This is a genomic window from Brevundimonas sp. MYb52 (assembly GCF_002979535.1).
Classification (GTDB): Bacteria; Pseudomonadota; Alphaproteobacteria; order Caulobacterales; family Caulobacteraceae; genus Brevundimonas.
On the sequence record NZ_PCPB01000014.1, the window covers coordinates 1 to 16,114 of the forward strand.

A 16,114-nucleotide genomic window follows, 5' to 3' on the forward strand; every position below is an offset into this window, starting at 1 on the left:
GGGGCGGGCTCTTGCGGCCCTTGGCGCGCGATCCGCCGGGCGAGGCGGCGGCGGCGATCTGGGCCGCCAGCGCCCGGCGCGCCTTGGCCTGGGGGCGGCTGGTGACATAGGGCTCGCCCAGACGCGGCAGGATTTCGGAGGCGAAGCCGGGGCCGTCGTCGAGGATGTCGATCTCGATCCAGCCGGCGTCGACGATGGCGGTGACGCGCACCCGACTGTGGGCGAAATCGGCGGCGTTCTCGACCAGGGTCGACAGGCCGTGGATGACCTCGGGCAGGCGGTGGACGCGGGGCAGGGGCTGGCCCGGCGGGGCCTTCACCGCCGTCTGGAAATCCAGATCAAAGCCCCGGTGCGGCTCGACCACCTCCTCCAGCAGGGCCTTGAGGTCGACGTCGGCGTAGAGGGCGTCGCCTTCCTCTGGCTGGGCCGACAACTGTTTCAGGATGTCGCGGCAGCGCTCGGCTTGCTGCAGCATCAGGGCGGCGTCCTCGGCCACCGGGCTGTCGGGGGGCGAGGCGCGCAGAAGTTCCTTGGCCACGACCTGGATGGTGGCCAGGGGCGTGCCCAGTTCGTGGGCGGCGGCGGCGGCCAGACCGCCGAGCGCCGCCAGCCTCTGTTCGCGTTGCAGCACGTCCTGGGTGGTGGCCAGGGCCAGCTCCAGCTTCTCGGCGTCGGCCGCCACCTTCCAGGCATAGCCCGAGGTGAACAGGACCCCGGTGGCCAGGGCCAGGCCCATGCCGAAGCGATAGAGGGGCGGCAGGACCAGGTGCTCGTGCAGGCGCCAGGGCAGGGGCAGGGACCAGGAGAAGAGAACGGCGAGCGCAATCAGGGCCATGACCCCGAGCACCAGGGCCTGACGCGAGGGCAGGGAGGCCGCGGCGATGGTCACGGGCGCGACCAGCAGCAGGCAGAAGGGATTGTCCAGTCCGCCGGTCAGGGCCAGCAGGGTAGCCAACTGCAGGATGTCGAAGCCCAACTGGGCCGCCGTCTGCGGGCCGTTGGGCAGGCTGCCGTCGATGCGGCGGGCGCGAGCCATGGTGGCCAGGTTCATGACGACGCCTGCGCCGATGGTCGCCAGGCATTCCCACAGGGGCAGCGGGAAATGCAGGGCGAAATAGGCGGTCAGGATGGCGCAGGTCTGGCCGAAGACCGCCAGCCAGCGCAGCACGATCAGGGTGCGCAACGACAGGCCGCGCCCGCGCCGGGGCCGCTCGCGCAGGGCCTCCATGGCGCCGGGGTGGCCCGCGACCTTCACGGCCTGCGACAGGGAGGGGGCTTCTGTGCTGCTCACGCCTCTTCTATAGACCGCCAAGCTGACGGCTGCATCCTCGCCGTCGCAGGAGAAGCCGATGCCGCGTCGCCCCGTCATTCTGTTCGCCGCCGCCTGTGCGGTCATCGCCCTGGCGCTTGGCCTGATCACCATGGTCGTGGTCAAGGGGCGCGAGCAGTCGGCCCAGGTCGCTGAAAGCGGGACGGGGCAGCCGAGCGTCGGCGGTCCCTTCACCCTGACCAATCAGGACGGGCAGGTCGTCGATCAGTCGATCCTGAAGGACAAGTGGACCCTGGTCTTCTTCGGCTTCACCTACTGCCCCGACTACTGCCCGACGACGCTGGGCGTCCTCAACGCCGTGCAGGAGCGGATGGGTGACAAGGCCAAGGACCTGCAGATCGTCTTCATCAGCATCGACCCCGAGCGCGATACGCCCCAGCTGCTGAAGGACTATCTGTCGTCGGACGGCTTCCCCACGGGCGTCGTCGGCCTGACTGGCACGCCGGAACAGACGGCCCAGGTCGCGAAGGCATACCGCGCCTTCTACCAGAAGGTCGGTGAGGGCGAGGGCTATACGATGAACCACAGCCTGACCGTCTATCTGATGGGGCCGGACGGCCAGTTCCGCAGCGCCGTGGCCCATGACCTGGGGCCGGACCGGACCGCCAAGCTGATCGAGAACGCCATGGAGCGCGGTTGATCACCTTTCCCTGATCAGGGCGACCTTGGTCTGTTTTGCGCTGAAACCTAATATATGCTGCACTGCCGCATCGGCGGGGGCCGCAGTCGGGGTTTCATGCTCTACGCATTTCACGAGCTCGCCTATCATTCGGCGACGCCGTTTCGGATCGGGGCCCAGATGGCCCGCCAGTTCTGGACGTCGCCCTTCAACCCGGCGTCTGACACGGCCATCGGCCGCACGGCCTATGCCTCGGCCGAGGTGTTCGAGAGCCTGACGCGCCGCTACGGCAAGCCCGGCTGGGGGCTAGAGGCGATCGACATTGACGGTCACGCCGTCCGCACGACCGAACAGGTCGTCTGGTCTTCGCCCTGGTGCCGGCTGGTGCGCTTCAAGCGCGATGCGGGCGATCTGAAGAAGGCCGGCAAGCCGTCAGACGCCCCAGCGGTCCTGATCGTCGCGCCGCTGTCGGGCCACTACGCCACCCTGCTGCGTGGCACGGTCGAGGGCTTCCTTCAGGACCACGACGTCTATGTCAGCGACTGGGAGAACGCCCGCCAGGTGCCGGTGCTGGAAGGCCGCTTCGACTTCAACGACTACATCGATCACGTCCGGGCCATGCTGACCGCCATCGGCCCGCGCGCCCACGTCGTCGGCGTCTGTCAGCCGGGACCGCCGGTGCTGGCGGCCTGCGCCGTGATGGCGGCCGAGAACGACCCGAACCGGCCCGCTTCCATGACCTTCATGGGTTCGCCCATCGACGCCCGCCTGTCGCCGACCGTGACCAACCAGCTGGCCGAGGAAAAGCCCTTCACCTGGTTCAAGTCGAACATGATCCACACCGTGCCTTGGCCCTATCCGGGGTTCGGGCGGCGGGTCTATCCGGGCTTCGTCCAGCTTTACAGCTTTATGTCGATGAACGAGGACAAGCACATCGACGCCCACCGCCGCTATTTCGAGAGTCTGGTCGATGGCGACGGCGACGGGGTCGAGAAGCACGAGCAGTTCTACGACGAATACCTGTCGGTGCTGGACCTGACCGAGGAATTCTATCTTCAGACCATCGACATTGTCTTCCAGCAGCATCTGCTGGCGCGCGGCCTGCTGGAACATCAAGGCAAGGTGGTGGACCTGTCGGCCATCACCGACATCGGCCTGGCCACGGTCGAGGGCGAGAAGGACGACATCTCCGGTGTGGGTCAGACCCAGGCCGCGCATGGCCTGACGCCCAATCTTCCCGATGACCGCCGCCTGCTCTATGTCCAGCCGGGCGTGGGCCATTACGGCGTTTTCAACGGCCGCCGCTTCCGTGACGAAATCTATCCGCGGGTGCGCGACTTCATCGCCCAGAACGAGAGCTTGAGTGCAGTACCGGAACGGTCAGCGGCTGCCGCTTGAGGGCGGAGGCGCCCTTCGCCTGTCGGTGAACCCGCGCGCACGAAGGCTGTCGATCCGCATCGATGCTCGCGCCGGCGAAGCCGTGGCCGTGGCCCCGTCTGAGCGTCGCCTGACCGAGGTCGTGGCCTTCGCCCGCACCAAGTCCGAATGGATCGCCGACCGACTGGCGGCGCGGGTCGCGGGCGCGCCGCTGGAGCCGGGCGCGACCGTATCCTGGCTGGGGCGGAGCGTGCGGCTGGAGGCGGTCGGCGGGGCGGGCGCGGCGCGTCTGGTCGAGACGTCGGACGGTCCCGTGATCCGCTCGGGCGGCGAGGGCGAGGCCTACTCGCGTCGGGTCGAGAACTGGTTCAAGCGGGCGGCGCGGGCCTTTCTGGTCGAGCGCACGGAGGTCCATCTGAAGACCTTGGGCCAAAAGCCGGTCAAGGTGTCGATCGTCGACACCCGCTCGCGCTGGGGCTCATGCAGTCCGCACAACCGCTCGATCCGCTATTCGTGGCGGGTGATCATGGCCCCCTCAGAGGTGGCCGACTATCTGGCCGCGCACGAGGTCGCCCACCTGGTCCACGCCAACCATAGTCCGGCCTATTGGTCGGTGGTGCATAGGCTGGTCGGCGACCATCGCCCCTTCCGTCAATGGCTGCGCGACCACGGCGCGGCCCTGCACGCCGTGGGGCGCTGAGGCGGCGCCTTAGAAGAAGTCGGCGTCGGCCTTCTTCTCGGCGCGTGGGGCTTCCTTGGCAGCCGGCTGGGGCGAGGTCGGGCGGATAACCGGCTGATCGTTGGGCAGGGGGGCGGGCGTCGGGATGGGCTGGCCATCCACGACCGCCGGGCCGGGCAGGCCTTCCGTAGGCTGGGCGTAGGGGTCCTGAACCTGGCCCATCATGTCGCCGACCGGATCGGGCGCGACCCAGCCCTCGGGCAGGGGCGGGCCGTTGGGGATGGCCTGGACCGCCAGCCTGGGCAGGGCGGCCTCCATGAAGCCGCGCCAGATGGCGGCCGGCGACGAGCCGCCGGTCACGCCGCGCATGGCCTTGTTGTCGTCCTTGCCCACCCAGACAGCGGCGACGAAACCGCCGGTGTAGCCGACGAACCAGGCGTCCTTGTAGTCCGAGGTGGTGCCGGTCTTGCCCGCGATGTCGCGTCCGCCGATGGCCGCCGAGCGGCCGCTGCCCGAGGTGATCACCCCGCGCAGCATCTGGTTCATGTAGTAGAGCGACGGGTTGTTGATGGTCTGGCCGTTTTCGCCCGTGCCGTGGTTGTAGATGACGCGTCCCGAGGGGGTGCGGATGCGGCTGATGCCATAGGCTTCGACCTTCTTGCCGCCGTTGGCGAAGGCGTCGTAGGCCTGGGCCATCTCCAGGGGGCTGACCTCGACGGCGCCCAGGGCCATGGACGGCTGCAGGCCGATCTCGCTGGTGATGCCCAGGCGACGCGCGGCGCGGGCCACGTTGTCGCGACCGACCTGATCAGCGACGTAGGCGGCGACTGTATTGGTCGATTGAGCCACGGCTTGCGCCAATGTCATCTGGCCGGAGAAGCGCCCGGAATAGTTTTTCGGCGACCAGCCGCCGATGGTGACGGGCTGATCCACGACTGGGGTGGTCGGGGTGTAGCCGGCCTCGACCGCCGCCAGATAGACGAAGGGCTTCCACGCCGAGCCGGCCTGACGGCGGGCGTCCGTGGCGCGGTTGAACTGGCTGTCGGCGTAGGAGCCGCCGCCGATCATGGCGCGGACCCGGCCTTCGCCGTCCAGGGCGACCAGGGCCGCCTGTTCGACTCCCCGACCCTTGTCGCGGTCCAGGATGCGGCGCACGGCGCGCTCGGCGTCGGTCTGCAGCGTCAGGTCCAGGGTGGTCTCGACCACCATGTCCTCGGTCGGCTCGCCGACCAGGCTGCGGATCTGCTTGTCCAGCCAGTCGATGAAATACTGGGCGTGCTGGCTGGCCAGGGTGCGCGAGACGCGAACCGGCTGGGCCACGGCGGCGTCGCGTTGGGCCGGGGTAATGGCGCCGACATCGACCATTTCATTGAGGACGACATTGGCGCGAGTGGCGGCGCGCTCGCTTTCGGAGACGGGCGAATAGCGCGAGGGGGCCTTCAGCAGGCCGGCCAGCAGGGCGGATTCGCCGACCGTCAGCTTGTCCGCGCTCTTGTCGAAGTAGCGCTGCGAGGCCGCCTCGATGCCATAGGCGCCGGCGCCGAAATAGACGCGGTTCAGATAGAGGGCGAGGATCTCTTTCTTGGTGAACTTCATCTCCAGCCAGACGGCCAGCATCAGCTCCTGGACCTTGCGCTTCAGGTTCTGGTCGGGCGTCAGGAACAGGTTCTTGGCCAGTTGCTGGGTGATGGTCGAGCCGCCCTGGACCACGCGCCCGGCCTTGAGGTTCAGGGCCATGGCCCGGCTCATGCCGATGGGGTCGAAACCGGGGTGGTGATAGAAGCGCCGGTCCTCGATGGCGATGAAGGCGGCCGGGACATAGTCGGGCAGGGCGTCCAGATCGACCGGAGGCGCCATCTGGGTGCCGCGCACTGCAATCAGGGCGCCGGAACGGTCCAGATAGGTGATCGAGGGCTGGCGATCGACGTCATAGAGGGTCGAGGTGTCGGGCAGGTCGCGCGCGAAGACAGCGAAGAAGACGACCGCGAAGATCAGGCCCCAGACGGCCAGCACCGCGCCCCAGTAAAGCAGGTTGCCGAGGAAGGACCGACGCGGCTTCTTGCCGCCGCCCTGTTCATTGCGGTCCGGTCCGCCGTCTCTACGCGCCATGAAAGTCCCTCTTGCCAGCGACGCGACCCTAGCCGGTCACGTCGCTGCAGAAAACGCCCCGCTTGAGTTCACATGAGCGTGAGCGTCTATTTCGCCGAAAGAATGGCGCGTCGCGCCAGCCAGACGCCCTGATCGCCGTCGTTTTCGACCGTCAGCTCGGCCTCTGTCAGCAAGGCGCGATAGGCGTCGGGGTCCAGGCTGCCGTGATAGAGGGGTTCGCCGCGCCATTCGCCGATTGCTTCGCCATGGGCAGGGCCGGCGGTGAACATCAGGCGACCGCCGTCGGCCACGCGGGCGGCCAAGGCAGGCAGGACCAGGGTCTGGGCCTCGGGCGTCAGGTGAAACAGGCTGTGCCAGGCCAGAACGCCGTGGAAGGCGCCGTCCGGCAGGTCCTTGCGCATGTCGCCGAGCCGCCAGTCGCCTGAGGGCAGGGACTCGCGGGCATGGGCGATCAGGCTGGGCGAGGCCTCCAGGCCGATGAGTTTGAAACCGCGCGCCAACAGGGCGGCCCCGATCGGCCAGCCCGAACCGCTGCCCACGTCCAGCACGCGGCCGCCCGGCGGCCAGCCGGCCGTGAAACGGTCCAGCCAGGCGACCTCGTCCCAGTCGCCCTCGTTCCGGCGCAGCGCGTCGCCCCGGTCACGAATCCAATCTGCGGCCTTGTCCTGATAGAGGCCGATGATTCGATCCGCGGCCGGATGGGTCACTTGGCCAGGAAGGCGTCCAGATCGCCGTAGAAGGCCTGGGGCTGGTCCAGCATGATGAAGTGGGCGCTGTCGTCGATGCGCTTCAACTTCGCGCCGGGTAGGGCCGCGAACGACATCTGATAGATGGCGTCGGTGATGGCGTCGGTCATGCGCGGGTCGTTGAACTTCACATAGAGGACCTCGACCGGGGCGGTGATTTTCGACAGCTCGGGGCGCAGGTCGGTGACGATCAGTTCGCGGAAGGCGGAGGCCGAGACCTGCTGGTCGCTGGCCTCGACGTCGGCCAGGGGGCCGGTGCGCGCGGCCTCGGTCTTGATCATGCCGGTGACGGCGGCCTTGGCCTGGGTCAGGTACTGATCGCGCGGGCTGGCGGATTGGGCGGCATAGACCTGATCGGCGACGGGGACGACGCTTTCCGCCGTCGTTCCGGGCGGGCCGAACATGGCGCCCATGAAGGGGATCATGTCCACGACCATCAGCTTGCCGACCAGATCGGGATGACGCGCGGCCAGCATCATGCCCATGGTCCCGCCCATGGAATGGCCGACGACGGCGGGCTTAGTCAGGCCCTGTTCGCGGATGTAGCGGGCGATTTCCTCGGCGACGGGGGCGGCGACCGGGCCGGTCGCATTACCCTCGGCGGGGGCGCCGGCGAAGCCCTGCACATGGATGCGGTGGACGCGGTAGGCGCCGTTGAGGTGATCGACCGTCCCCTGCCAGACGGCGGGCGAGGAGCTAAGGCCGGGGATGAAGATGACGTCCGGGCCCTGGCCCTCGACGGCCACATGGATGCGGTCGGAGGCGAAGGCGGCGTGGCCGTGATCGGCGGCGTGGTTGGTGTGGCCGTCCTGGCCCAGGGCGGGCTGGGCGGCGGTCAGCATCAGCAGGGCGACGGCGAGGGCGGTGTGGTGTTTCATGTCATCTCTCCCCAAGTGGTGATCGTTGAACTAGATGATTCGCTTTGTAACGTAAAGTTCTTTTTGAATGTCATTGTTGACCCCGACGACACGAGCAGCGTCTCTTGGTAGAGAGGCGGGATGAAGCCAGTCGCCGCCGATCCCGTCCAGTCCGCTGATGTCGCCGCTCCCGAAGCCAAGGCCCCGCCGACCGCCTTTGGAAAGGGCTTCGTGCGCGACGCCTGGTATTTCGTGGCCCTGGCGCGCGACGTGCCGGTCGCCAGCCTGAAGCGCTATGAGGTGATGGACGAGCCGGTGCTGATCGGTCGCACGCGCGCGGGCGAGGTCTATGCCATGCGCGACATCTGCCCCCACCGCGCCGCGCCTTTGTCGGCTGGGCGTCTGGTCGAGAAGCCGGGCGAGGGCGAGACGATCGAATGCCCCTATCACGGCTGGCGCTTCCGTCCCGACGGCGTCTGCGCCGCCATTCCCTCCCTGGTCGAGGATCAGGCCTTCGAGGCGAACCGCATCCGCGTGCGATCCTATCCGGTGCGCGAAAGCCAGGGTCTGGTCTTTGTCTGGATGGCGGCGGACGCGCGCAACCCGTCCGAGCCGGACCACGAACCGCCGCTCTTCCCCGGCGCCGAGGGCGAGGCCAAGCTGGTCGAGGCCATGGATTTCGACAGCCACATCGACCACGCCGTCATCGGTCTGATGGACCCCGCGCACGGCCCCTTCGTGCACCAGCAATGGTGGTGGCGGTCCGAGCATTCGATGCACGAGAAGGCCAAGACCTTTGCGCCGCGCGACTATGGCTGGGCCATGGTGCGCCACGCCCCGTCGTCGAACAGCCGCCTTTACAAGATCCTGGGCGGAGCCCCGGCGACCGAGATCACCTTCCGCCTGCCGGGCTACCGCTGGGAGCATATCCAGGTCGGCGCCAAGCAGGTGTTGGCCCTGACCTGCCTGACGCCGGTGACCGAGACCAAGACGCGCATCACCCAGATCTTCTGGTCCGACCACTGGGTGTTCAATGTCGCCAAGCCCTTCCTGCGGATGGGCGTGGTCGCCTTCCTGAAGCAGGACGGCGGGATGGTGAACCTGCAGAACGAAGGGCTGAAATACGACCCGGCCCTGATCTGGATCGACGACGCCGATAAGCAGGCCAAGTGGTATCAGCAGTTGAAGCGTGAATGGATCAAGAGCCGCGCCGAAGGCCGCGCCTTCCTCAATCCCATCAAGGAGGTGGTGCTTCGGTGGAAGAGCTAAAGCTCATCCACCTGTAGGCGCTATCGCTCGCCGCGCGGCGGCTCGCTGCTTGAGCGCGCGAAGCACCAAGCCGCGTCGGGTCGAGAAGGCGGAGCCTTCTGACCGCGGCCCCAAAAGAAAGGGTCGGGAGGTCCCGGAGGGCCGACGACCGCGGCCCTCCAAGAATGCGGCAGTGCTTACTGGCGAGCCAGTTGGCTGGACAGGATCAGGTCCAGTTGCTTGCGGATATGCGGCGTCAACTCCTCGATGCCCCAGTTGTCGTAGGCGGCGTAGCGGAAGTTGGCGATGAAGGTGTCCCAGATCATCCGGCCCAGGACCAGTTGGTCCAGATCCTGACGCAGTTCGCCGTCACGAATGCCGGCCTGCAGCACGGCGATGATGGCTTCGATGATCGGCTTGACGAAGGTGCGCGAACGCTCGTCGGCGGCCTCGGGCTGGAACCACGAGCGGGCGATCATCGCCTGCATCAACGGCAGGTGTTCCAGCGAGCGGTGGTAGCCGGCGGTCAGGCCCTCGGCCAGACGCGCGGCGACGCGGCCTTCATGACCGGCGGCGGTCTGGATGTCCTGCAGCAGGCCGGCCATTTCCTCGGCGAAGACGCACTCGAACAGCTCGGCCTTGTCCTGGAAGTTGGCGAAGACGGCGCCGGTCGACATTCCAGCGCCCTTGGCGATGTCACGGATGGTGGCGGCGTCGTATCCGCGCTCGGCGAACAGGGCGCGCGCGGCGTCCAGCACCTTCTGGCGGGTGCGGATCTTGGCGGCCTGACGGCGGTTCATCCGGGCCGGGGCTTCGGTTTCGGAGGCCTCGGGGGCGGACAGGGTGGTCTCACGCATCAGTTAAATACTCTGGCTCGGGAAGGGCTTAACGCCTGCCGGTCATGAAGAACGACGGTCTGGTCGGGCCAGTTTCACGCCGCCTCGGCATAAAACTCGCACCGGACGACAACCGACGTCCGCGGGGGGAGGTCGAACTTTCATCACCGAACAATGACCAAAATGGGTCATGACCTGATGGTGAATCTTGCTCAAGCTTGACCTTAAGGTCAATAAACATAAGGGTTATTACGTAGATCGCGTATCCGTGGTCTGCGGTGAGGCGGCGGATCGGGCGGTGCGGAAGGCGCGCGCCGGGCGGGCGCCGCGGCCATCCGGCGCGGCCGCCTGGAAGGTCTTGCGGAAGCCGTCTCGTCGTTCGTGGATCGAGGCCAGCACCAGCCCCATGGGCACGCCGAGGTCGACCAGGGTGTTCTCGGCCAGTTGCAGGCTGGCCTCGGTGGTTTCGGGCACGGCGTCGGTCACGCCCAGGGCGTAAAGCCGGGCGGCGTGGCGGTCATCACGAGCACGGGCGATCAGGATCAGGTCGGGGCGCAGGGCGCGCGCGGCCTTGACCACCTCATCGACCTTGGCCGGACTATCCATGGTGACGATCAGGGCGCGCGCCGAAGCCAGGCCGCAGGCGCTGAGCATGTCAGGTCGGGCGGCGTCGCCGTAATAGACCTCATGGCCGTCGGCGCGGCCGGCGCGGACCGAGGCCGGGTCGGCGTCCAGGGCGATGAAGCGTTGACCGTGTTCGGCCAGAAGCTCGCCCACCAGCCGTCCCACCCGCCCGAAACCGACGATCAGCACAACGCCGTCGGGTCCCAGGACAGCGGTGTCGGGCGACAGGCCTTCGGCCGCGGGCTCGGCGGCCGGGGCGGCCCGCTGCATCACGACGCGCGCCAGGACGGCCAGCAGAGGAACGGCGAACATGCTGAGGGTGGCGGCCAGCATGGCCTTGTGGGTCAGCTCGGGCGTCGCCAGGCCCTCGACCAATCCGGTGGACAGGATGACGAAGGCGAACTCGCCGGCCGGGCCAAGGATGAGCGCGGTTTCGATGGCCGAGCGGGCCGCCAGCCCCCAGGCGCGGGCCAGAAGGAAGATGATCAGGGCCTTCAGCAGGATCAGGCCGCCCGCCAGACCCAGGACGGTGGCCGGGTCGGCCGCCACCGCATCCAGATCCAGGCTGATGCCGACGCCGATGAAGAAGACGCCGAGCAGCAGGCCCTTGAACGGGTCAATCGCGACCTCGACCTCGCGGCGGAACTCGGTCTCGGCCAGCAGGACCCCGGCCACCAGGGCGCCCAGACTCATCGACAGGCCGACGGCCTGGGCTGTGAGGCCGGCGGCGACGACCACCAGAAGCGAGGCGGCGACGAACAGTTCGCGGCCTTCGCCCCGGTGCTGCGCGCGCGCGACCGAGCGGAACATGGGGCGCAGGACCAGGCGTCCCAGCAGCACCATCAGGAAAAGACCGCCGGCCGCCGGGGCCAGGGTGAAGAGGGCGCGCCCCAGTTCGGCGGGATCGACGGAGGGCCCGCTTTGGGCCAGGGTCGCCAGGACGGTGACGGTGATCAGTATGGGGGCGACGGCCAGGTCCTGAGCCAGCAGGACGGCGAAGGTGGCGCGTCCGGTCTCGCTGTTGATCCGTCCCTGGGCTGCGAGCACCGGCATGACCACGGCGGTCGAGGATAGGGCCAGGCCCATGCCCAGAACCGCAGCGCCGGCCAAGGGCTGGCCCAAAGCCATGAAGGCGACGGCGATGACGACCGCGCAGACGGCGACCTGCAGCATCCCCAGACCGAAGACGAGGCGCCGCATGGCCTTTAGCCGTTCCCACGACAGTTCCAGCCCGATCATGAACAGCAGGAAGGCGACGCCCAGTTCGGACAGTTGGCGGATCTGGGCCTGGTCGCCGATGGTCAGCCAACTGAGCCAGCCGGTCGATTGGGCGAACCGGCCCAGGCCGTCGGGCCCCAGCAGGACCCCAGCCGCCAGAAAGCCCAGAACGGGACTGATCTTGAGCCGGTTGAACAGGGGCACGACAACCCCGGCCGCCGCCAGAAAGACCACCAGGTCCCGATACTCGCCGCCGTGTCCCTGGCCCATGAATCCTCCGTGGCGGCCACTGTGACGCAGGCGATCACGATCTGGCGATAGCCCTCGCGTCTTTCATGAACTTTTTTTAAGACGCGGCGGCGCTCTCGGCGGGACTAGGGTCCGCGCCGAACCTGAGCACGGGTGAACTAGGGAAACGCTTATGAAGAAACTGCTGATCGGGGCCGCTGTCGGCGCCCTGCTTCTGCCGGCCGGCGTGGCGGCTGCACAGGACGGTCACGACCATGCCTGCCTGGACGAGAGCTGCACGGTGGTGGAACTGTTCCACGGCGCCTCGGCCCCCGAAGGCGGCGCGGCGCCGGCCGGTTGGGTTGGCACGGATGCGCCCAAGTACGGAACCTGGGGCTTTGACCTGTCGGGTCGCGACACCTCGGTTTCGCCGGGCGACAGCTTCTTCCGCTACGCCAACGGCACGGCCTTCGACAAGCTGCAGATCCCGTCGGACCGCACCTCCTACGGCTCCTTCCCGCTGCTGCGTGAACTGTCGGACAACCGCATGAAGGCCCTGATCCAGGGTCTGGTCGCGCGCACCGACCTGAAGGCGGGTTCGGACGAGGCCAAGATCGCCGACGCCTATCGCTCCTACATCGACGAGGCGCGCATTGAAGCCCTGGACGCCCAGCCGCTGCAGCCCTTCCTGACGGCTATCCGCGCCGCCGACACGCACGAGAAGATCGCCGCCTACATGGGTCAGACCCAAGGCCGCGTCGGTTCGTCCTTCTTCGGCACCGGCATCACCATCGATCAGAAGCAGCCGACCCGCTACGCCGTGACGACCGGCCAGTCGGGCATCGGCCTGCCGAACCGCGACTACTATCTGGACGCCCGCTTTGCGGACAAGAAGGAGAAGTATCAGGCCTATATCGAGCGGATGCTGACCAATATCGGCTGGGCTGACCCGGCCGGTCACGCCGCCGCCATCGTCGCTTTGGAAACCAAGATCGCCGAGGCCCACTGGACCCCGATCGAGAACCGTAACCGCGACAAGACCTACAACGAATACACGATCCAGACCCTGGCCGCCGAAGCGCCGGGCTTTGACTGGAGCGGCTATTTCAACGCCGCCGGCCTGGGCTCGGTCGACCGCCTGATCGTGCGTCAGAACACGGCTATGCCCAAGATCGCCGCCATCTTCGCCGAGGCGTCGATCGACACCCTGCAGGCCTGGCAGGCCTTCCACACGACCGACGACGCGGCGCCGACCCTGTCGAAGCGTTTCTCGGACGCCCAGTGGGAATTCCGTTCGCGCGACCTGTCGGGTCAGCCCGAACAGCGCAGCCGCGAAAAACGCGCCATCAGCTTTGCCGAAGGTTCGCTGGGTGAGGCGGCGGGTCGCCTGTATGTCGCCGAATACTTCCCGGCGGAATCCAAGGCCAAGATGGAAGAGCTGGTCGCCAATCTGCGCACCGCCCTGTCGCACCGTATCGACAACCTGACCTGGATGGGGACGGACACCAAGGCGGCGGCCCAGGAGAAGCTGCGCAAATTCACCGTCAAGATCGGCTATCCTGACAAGTGGCGCGACTATTCGGCCCTGGAAGTCCGCGCGGACGACCTGTTCGGCAATACCCAGCGTCTGGGCCAGTTCCAGTGGAACTACCAGTTGAACCGTCTGAACCAGCCGGTCGACAAGGCCGAGTGGGGCATGACGCCTCAGACGGTCAACGCCTACTACAACTCGGCCAACAACGAGATCGTCTTCCCGGCCGCCATCCTGCAGCCGCCCTTCTTTGATCCGGACGCGGACCCGGCCGTCAACTACGGCGGCATCGGCGGCGTGATCGGTCACGAGATCGGCCACGGCTTCGACGATCAGGGCTCCAAGTCCGACGGCGACGGCGTGCTGCGCAACTGGTGGACCGACGAGGACAAGGCCAACTTCCAGGCCCTGACCACGCGCCTGGGCGCGCAGTATGACACCTACGAGCCGCTGCCGGGCTTCCATGTCCAGGGCGGCCTGACCATGGGCGAGAATATCGGCGACGCCGCCGGCACGGCGGTCGGTCTGGAGGCCTATCACCTGTCGCTGAACGGCCAGCCCGCGCCGGTGATCGACGGCGTGACCGGTGATCAGCGCTTCTTCTACGGTTGGGCTCAGGTCTGGCAGTCGAAGTACCGCGAGGACGCGCTGAAGAACCAGATCGCCACCGACCCGCACAGCCCGGCTGAGTTCCGCGTGATCGGCCCGGTGCGCAATATCGACGCCTGGTACGAAGCCTTCGGCGTCAAGCCGGGCGACAAATACTACCTCGCGCCGCAAGACCGCGTCCGCATTTGGTAAGCGCCGCGTCTGATGAATGAAGAGGGCCGGGGCGGCGACGCTCCGGCCCTTTTTCTTGGATGCTGAGCTCGCTCGAATAGGTTTCGATAATTGCCCGTCGATCGACGGATTCGCGTTGCGGCGCTTGGATTTCAGGCATGAAAAAGCCCGCTGCGGGGGATACATCGCAGCGGGCTTTATCGCTCTCTAAGGAGCGGACGTTTCCTCCCCGAAACGCCTTCAAGTTGTCGCTGCGTTTGATCGCTGCGCCTCTTGAGTGAGACCAAATGACGCGAAGGCCGGGTCCAAGTCAATCAATGCCAACGTCAAAAAGCAGCCATTTATGACTAAACGTTGATAACCCATGTCTGTGACGTGGATTTTATCGAAGCCTATTCGATAATGGCGCGAACGGTGGCGACCAGTTCGCTGCGCGCGACCTTCTGTTGACCGGGACGCTCGGCCTTCCAGGCCTCATTGTCCGTAATGGCGGCGGCGCGGGCGCGTCCGGCGTCCAGATCCTTGATGGTGACTTCGCCAGCGGCCAGTTCGTTGCCGCCGAGGATGACCACGGCGGGCGCGCCGCGACGGTCGGCGTATTTCATCTGCGCCTTCATGCCGGCGCGGCCCAGATAGAGCTCGGCGGCGATCCCGGCGGCGCGCAGTTCGGACACGGCGTCGAGGTAGTGCTGCATGTCGTCCTCGGAGAAGACGATGACCACGACCGGGCCGCGCACAGCGTCGTCGGCGCCGCGACCGGCGGCGCGCAGGGCCGAGGCCAGACGCGAGACGCCGAAGGAGAAGCCGGTGGCTGGCACCGACTGGCCGGTGAAGCGGGCGACCAGATCGTCATAGCGGCCGCCGCCGCCGATGGAGCCGAACCGCACGGCCCGGCCCTTGTCGTCCTTGGTGTCCAGCAGCAACTCGGCCTCGAACACGGCGCCGGTGTAATATTCCAGACCGCGCACGATGGTGGGGTCGAACTTCACCTCGGCCTCGCCGACGCGCATGGCGGTCAGGGCCCGGTCGATGGCCGACAGCTCAGCCAGGGCGGCCTCGCCCGCCGCGCCCAGCGAGGCGCCGGCCTTGGCCACCGCGTCCAGCACGCCTGCGCGGCTGAGGCCCGGGGTCTCGGCCGAGACGAGGAAGGCCTCGACCGCGCCGATGACGGCGGCGGGCAGGCGAGCGCCCTTGGTGTAGTCGCCGGACTCGTCCAGGCGGCCCTCGCCCAGCAGGGCGCGCACGCCCTCCAGACCCAGGCGATCATATTTGTCGACGGCGCGCAGCGCGGTCAGACGCTGCACCGCATCGGTCACGCCGCCGGCGTCGAACAGGCCGTCGAACAGCTTGCGGTTGGAGACGCGGATCACCGACTGACCGTCGCCGAGCCCGGCGGCGCGCAGGCCTTCGCAGCCCATGGCGATGATCTCGGCGTCGGCCTCGGGCCGGTCCGAGCCGACGGTGTCGGCGTCGCACTGCCAGAACTCGCGGAAGCGGCCGGGGCCGGGCTTTTCATTGCGCCAGACCGGGCCATAGGCGTAGCGGCGGAAGGGCTTGGGCAGGGTCTCCCAGTTCTGCGCCGCGAAGCGGGCCAGGGGCGCGGTGTGGTCATAACGCAGGGCCATCCACTCGCCCGGCTCGTCCGATCCGGCGTCATCCTGCATCGCGAAGACGCCTTCGTTCGGACGGTCGGCGTCGGGCAGGAACTTGCCCAGGGCGTCGGCGTATTCAAACGCCGGCGTCTCCAACGGCTCAAAGCCCCAGCGCTCATAGACTTCGGATACGCGCGCGACGATGCGGCGCTCGGCGGTCAGGTCGCGGCCGCGACGGTCGGCGAACCCACGGGGGGCGCGGGCTTCGGGGCGGATGGGGGCTTCGTCGGTCATGCCGCGCGATTAAGCCATCGGCGGACCGGCTGCAACTTGCCGCCCG

The 16,114-nt window shown here is 67.7% G+C and carries 12 protein-coding genes; 5 read left to right on the forward strand and 7 right to left on the reverse strand.

The window, feature by feature from the left end; genetic code table 11:
- A partial coding sequence (locus CQ039_RS13560; RefSeq protein ID WP_233194709.1) for an ActS/PrrB/RegB family redox-sensitive histidine kinase occupies positions 1–1,291 on the reverse strand: 1,291 nt, incomplete at its 3' end.
- 58 nt (positions 1,292–1,349) lie between these two features.
- On the opposite strand from CQ039_RS13560, the gene CQ039_RS13565 reads away from it, so the two are divergent.
- The 3 genes from CQ039_RS13565 (at position 1,350) to CQ039_RS13575 (ending at position 4,026) form a co-directional block, all read left to right on the forward strand.
- A complete protein-coding gene (locus CQ039_RS13565) occupies positions 1,350–1,970 on the forward strand; it encodes an SCO family protein (RefSeq protein WP_105564811.1) in 621 nt (206 codons plus the stop codon).
- 96 nt (positions 1,971–2,066) lie between these two features.
- On the forward strand, positions 2,067–3,347 hold the full coding sequence (locus CQ039_RS13570; protein WP_105564830.1) for a polyhydroxyalkanoate depolymerase: 1,281 nt from the start codon (positions 2,067–2,069) through the stop codon (positions 3,345–3,347).
- Positions 3,313–4,026, forward strand: coding sequence for a M48 family metallopeptidase (locus CQ039_RS13575; RefSeq protein WP_105564812.1), 714 nt, complete (start codon positions 3,313–3,315; stop codon positions 4,024–4,026). The genes CQ039_RS13570 and CQ039_RS13575 overlap by 35 nt, the downstream gene beginning before the upstream one ends.
- Positions 4,027–4,035: 9 nt before the next feature.
- Here CQ039_RS13575 and CQ039_RS13580 read toward each other — a convergent pair whose 3' ends face one another.
- The 3 genes from CQ039_RS13580 to CQ039_RS13590 form a co-directional block, all read right to left on the reverse strand.
- On the reverse strand, positions 4,036–6,114 hold the full coding sequence (locus tag CQ039_RS13580; RefSeq protein ID WP_105564813.1) for a transglycosylase domain-containing protein: 2,079 nt from the start codon (positions 6,112–6,114) through the stop codon (positions 4,036–4,038).
- Between the two features lie 86 nt (positions 6,115–6,200).
- A complete protein-coding gene (locus tag CQ039_RS13585) occupies positions 6,201–6,821 on the reverse strand; it encodes a class I SAM-dependent methyltransferase (RefSeq protein ID WP_105564814.1) in 621 nt (206 codons plus the stop codon).
- Entirely contained in the window at positions 6,818–7,738 is a 921-nt protein-coding gene (locus tag CQ039_RS13590) for an alpha/beta fold hydrolase (RefSeq protein ID WP_105564815.1), read from the reverse strand. The genes CQ039_RS13585 and CQ039_RS13590 overlap by 4 nt, the downstream gene beginning before the upstream one ends.
- 120 nt (positions 7,739–7,858) lie before the next feature.
- On the opposite strand from CQ039_RS13590, the gene CQ039_RS13595 reads away from it, so the two are divergent.
- On the forward strand, positions 7,859–8,986 hold the full coding sequence (locus tag CQ039_RS13595) for an aromatic ring-hydroxylating dioxygenase subunit alpha (protein ID WP_105564816.1): 1,128 nt from the start codon (positions 7,859–7,861) through the stop codon (positions 8,984–8,986).
- 176 nt (positions 8,987–9,162) lie between these two features.
- On the opposite strand, the gene CQ039_RS13600 is transcribed toward CQ039_RS13595, so the two are convergent.
- Positions 9,163–9,822 (reverse strand): TetR/AcrR family transcriptional regulator, encoded by a 660-nt coding sequence (locus CQ039_RS13600; protein WP_105564817.1) that lies wholly within the window; start codon positions 9,820–9,822, stop codon positions 9,163–9,165.
- A 228-nt stretch (positions 9,823–10,050) separates the two neighbouring features.
- A complete protein-coding gene (locus CQ039_RS13605) occupies positions 10,051–11,913 on the reverse strand; it encodes a cation:proton antiporter (protein WP_105564818.1) in 1,863 nt (620 codons plus the stop codon).
- 151 nt (positions 11,914–12,064) lie between these two features.
- Between CQ039_RS13605 and CQ039_RS13610 the strand changes: the two genes are divergently transcribed.
- Positions 12,065–14,203: a M13 family metallopeptidase gene (locus CQ039_RS13610; protein WP_105564819.1), complete on the forward strand. Its 2,139-nt coding sequence runs from the start codon at positions 12,065–12,067 to the stop codon at positions 14,201–14,203.
- Between the two features lie 371 nt (positions 14,204–14,574).
- Here CQ039_RS13610 and hisS read toward each other — a convergent pair whose 3' ends face one another.
- Positions 14,575–16,068: a histidine--tRNA ligase gene (gene hisS / locus CQ039_RS13615; RefSeq protein WP_105564820.1), complete on the reverse strand. Its 1,494-nt coding sequence runs from the start codon at positions 16,066–16,068 to the stop codon at positions 14,575–14,577.
- Between the last annotated feature and the right edge of the window lie 46 nt (positions 16,069–16,114).

Bases quoted from the DNA above. Each gene is read 5' to 3' on its own strand.
- CQ039_RS13565 (WP_105564811.1), top strand. From the start codon at position 1,350: ATGCCGCGTCGCCCCGTCATTCTGTTCGCCGCCGCCTGTGCGGTCATC.
- CQ039_RS13570 (WP_105564830.1), top strand. From the start codon at position 2,067: ATGCTCTACGCATTTCACGAGCTCGCCTATCATTCGGCGACGCCGTTT.
- CQ039_RS13580 (WP_105564813.1), bottom strand. From the start codon at position 6,114: ATGGCGCGTAGAGACGGCGGACCGGACCGCAATGAACAGGGCGGCGGC.
- CQ039_RS13590 (WP_105564815.1), bottom strand. From the start codon at position 7,738: ATGAAACACCACACCGCCCTCGCCGTCGCCCTGCTGATGCTGACCGCC.
- CQ039_RS13595 (WP_105564816.1), top strand. From the start codon at position 7,859: ATGAAGCCAGTCGCCGCCGATCCCGTCCAGTCCGCTGATGTCGCCGCT.
- CQ039_RS13600 (WP_105564817.1), bottom strand. From the start codon at position 9,822: ATGCGTGAGACCACCCTGTCCGCCCCCGAGGCCTCCGAAACCGAAGCC.
- CQ039_RS13605 (WP_105564818.1), bottom strand. From the start codon at position 11,913: ATGGGCCAGGGACACGGCGGCGAGTATCGGGACCTGGTGGTCTTTCTG.
- CQ039_RS13610 (WP_105564819.1), top strand. From the start codon at position 12,065: ATGAAGAAACTGCTGATCGGGGCCGCTGTCGGCGCCCTGCTTCTGCCG.
- hisS (WP_105564820.1), bottom strand. From the start codon at position 16,068: ATGACCGACGAAGCCCCCATCCGCCCCGAAGCCCGCGCCCCCCGTGGG.